This is a genomic window from Microcystis sp. T1-4, assembly GCF_000297435.1.
Classification (GTDB): Bacteria; Cyanobacteriota; Cyanobacteriia; order Cyanobacteriales; family Microcystaceae; genus Microcystis.
The window spans coordinates 1-2,756 of record NZ_CAIP01000006.1 but is presented as its reverse complement, the minus strand read 5'-3'; the positions used below and the strand labels follow the sequence as shown (position 1 = coordinate 2,756).

At 42.5% G+C, this 2,756-nt stretch carries 3 protein-coding genes and 2 pseudogenes; 1 reads left to right on the top strand and 4 read right to left on the bottom strand.

Annotation, left to right across the window (positions count from 1 at the left end):
* Positions 1 to 210: 210 nt before the first annotated feature.
* Positions 211 to 300, top strand: a pseudogene (locus MICAI_RS25525) (Uma2 family endonuclease); the annotation flags it as partial.
* Between the two features lie 156 nt (positions 301 to 456).
* On the opposite strand, the gene MICAI_RS00280 reads toward MICAI_RS25525, so the two are convergent.
* The 4 genes and pseudogenes from MICAI_RS00280 to MICAI_RS26700 form a co-directional block, all read right to left on the bottom strand.
* Positions 457 to 798, bottom strand: coding sequence for a DUF565 domain-containing protein (locus MICAI_RS00280; protein ID WP_008195985.1), 342 nt, complete (start codon positions 796 to 798; stop codon positions 457 to 459).
* Positions 799 to 800: 2 nt separating this feature from the next.
* Positions 801 to 1,412, bottom strand: coding sequence for a DUF3611 family protein (locus MICAI_RS00275; protein WP_008195984.1), 612 nt, complete (start codon positions 1,410 to 1,412; stop codon positions 801 to 803).
* Positions 1,413 to 1,662: 250 nt separating this feature from the next.
* The gene (locus tag MICAI_RS00270) at positions 1,663 to 2,352 is read right to left on the bottom strand and encodes a J domain-containing protein (RefSeq protein ID WP_008195982.1); all 690 of its coding nucleotides are present in this window, start codon (positions 2,350 to 2,352) and stop codon (positions 1,663 to 1,665) included.
* A gap of 216 nt (positions 2,353 to 2,568) precedes the next feature.
* Positions 2,569 to 2,756: pseudogene (locus tag MICAI_RS26700) on the bottom strand (hypothetical protein); the annotation flags it as partial.

Here is a 2,756-nt window from a genome sequence, read left to right as displayed (position 1 = left end):
GACCTGTTAAAATCTGATGTTAGTGCAAGAAAATAGGATTGGGACATTCAAAAACCTTGCATTATTCTCCTCATAGTACATAAACTGGTACAAAAAAAGAGGGCAACAAAGCCTGAAACGACCGGCTACTGACGACCGGCTACTGACTCCTAACCCCACCAACAAACTTTTTGCCGCAAACCCTAATTAAACACCACGCTTGTCGGAGCTATGGTTAACCTTACCGATAATAAAAATCGCCCTCTTCCCAGCGCCGAAGAATTACCATCTTCCGATGAAACTCCAGTGGACAATCAGTTAGGGTTTGCTGAATATCAGTGTAAGCCTTGCTAGAAAAGGGCAAAAAAGTGCAAGAAACAAAGGTTGAGAAAACGATCCGAGGGACTCAAAAACCTTGCACTTTTGCTCAGTGAGGGATGTCATTCTGTTATTCTGACTCCTTGGAGCAAACCCTATTTAAGAGCCAATTTTAAAGGCTTCTAGAAATAAACTATAGGTGATACCAATTTTGAGTAAATTGAAAGATTCTCGCAGAATCGGTGCTGGTTTAGCCTGAGCACTTTTTCGGTAAACAATCCGGCTAATCGCCTCCGTAAACAGCAGCAATAAACCGGCAGCGGTGACATCCCATTGAGCAGTTTGACCTGCAGTGGTGACGATTGCTTGACCAGAAAAAACTCCAAATAAAACACAAATTATCTGTAGGGAAATCCGCCGCCAAGGATTACCAAAAAAGCTATTAAATCGACTGCTGGTGACATTAGCCAGCGTACTTAAACGGGTGCGTTGCATAGCCATATTTATTTAGAAGTAATACGATTAAGAAGCCACAAAGAAGTAACGATACCGGTAAAGTGCGCGAGAATTGTATTAGTATTGGCCTGCACAATTAACAGGTCAACGGAATTAACAAATTGACTGGGGTTAGAGGCAACATTAAAAGTACCTTGGGGAACATTGAGGGATTTAATTAAGACGATTCCCGCTAACGCTTGCGCTCCCAAAATCGTTAAAAACATCCCGATAATATTAGCGATTAAACCCTGACGGATTAACTGAATAGTATCGGATTTTTTTGGGCGACTATCTTGATCACCCCTCAACATTTGACGGGCAATTTTCATATAACGAGAGGAAAAGAAAATGGCGACTACCAAGAAACCAGCCCCACCAATGGCACATAAAACACCGATTTCAATACCAGAAGTGCGTTGTCTCGTCCCTAATAAACTAGCGGTAGCAATGAGTAATAAAACTCCTGAAATTACGCCCAGGACAATCTGCGTCCAAAAACCGACTCTTCCCTGACGTAAAAGGATATTAGCAGCCCGTTGGACGGCGGGGGGCAAGGAATAAAGATCAGAATCTCTCGGGGTGGATATATTGGTAATTTCTGATTGTTTGTCTCTCATCGGGGTTAAGCTAGGGATTGGGTAAATCTAGTCCTGATCTATTTTCGTCTTTTTTTTTGCCCATGGCTAGAGATTTAATCAAGCTCTGGCATAATTAATTTTTCATGGTTCAAAAAAGGCAAAAATAATGATTAAATTGCCTAAAATCTGTAAATAGACCATTTAATTGATTATTATTCATTCTTAATTCTCCTGACTACTGACTACTGGCTCCTAACCCTAACAACAATTTTTGATTTTTACCAGAGGTCTAATTTTGGCACTGACTGGCTATCTGTTTAGCTTCTATCTGTAAACGCTGGGCCATGCGAAACATTTCTTGACCGGTGTGGAGAGAGCGATCATCGTAGTTAAGGGTAAAGGTTTCTAATTCTTCTAGTCCATCAGTGAGATGATTGAGACAGTAGTAAAGAGAAGCGGCCACTTTGGCCATTTTGGCAGGGTTAGGCCGTTGGCAAAAGAGGGTTTTGGCTCGATCGAGATTTTGGCGACAGGTTTCTAGATAGTCTTGAAAAACAGCCATTAACTGATCATCGAAGGGATCGGCGGATAGATGATCGATCTGACCTTTGAGAGGCCGGATAATTTGACCGATCAGGCGATTAATCGGACTATAGGTCTGGTTATACCACTGTTTAACCAGGGCTTCGTCTTCCTGGACTGCTTCTTTGTAACGATGGTAATTTGCTTGGGCGCTGGCAGTGCGTTGGGCGCGTTTTTCGGGAGAATTGGCGATTAGTTGGTTATCGTAGTCCTTTCTTAGTCTCGGATCGCTTAAAATCTCGTAGGCGGCGTTAATAGCGACGATTTTATCGTGACTGGCACTATCGTTTTGACTATCGGGATGGAATTGTCTGGCTAAACGCCGATAGGCCCGTTTAATCTCCTCAGGGGTCGATTTATGGCTGATTTCTAAGGTTTGGTAGTGGTTGCCGGTCATGAGCGCAAGCGATCGATCTGTCTTTTATTATTATCGACTATGGTTAACGCAGCGGAGAAGGAGAATTGTCGAGAGTGGCAAGTTTTTTCAGTGAACAGTAATCAGTCATCAGTGGTACTAAATCTGGTTATTAAAAACTGATTATTTATTCTCCGTTTTGCATGATTGCCTCTGGCATGAGTGCCTGTCCTGATATGTAGCCTATACTCAACGGATTTATAGCGGTTTTCCCATGAATGAGGTAAGTAATGGTGACTGGGAAGTGTCAACAAAAGGGGAAGTACAATAGCAACCATGTGTGAACCAGCCATGAATATCTTTAAGGGTAATTGCGCTTAAAGCACCACAAACTGCTTGCCTGAGTTCTGAATAGTTGCGAGGTTCCAATAGACCTCTTGCATAAA

Excerpts from the sequence above, each read along its gene's own strand:
- MICAI_RS00270 (WP_008195982.1), bottom strand. The coding sequence starts at position 2,352 with ATGACCGGCAACCACTACCAAACCTTAGAAATCAGCCATAAATCGACC.
- MICAI_RS00275 (WP_008195984.1), bottom strand. The coding sequence starts at position 1,412 with ATGAGAGACAAACAATCAGAAATTACCAATATATCCACCCCGAGAGAT.
- MICAI_RS00280 (WP_008195985.1), bottom strand. The coding sequence starts at position 798 with ATGGCTATGCAACGCACCCGTTTAAGTACGCTGGCTAATGTCACCAGC.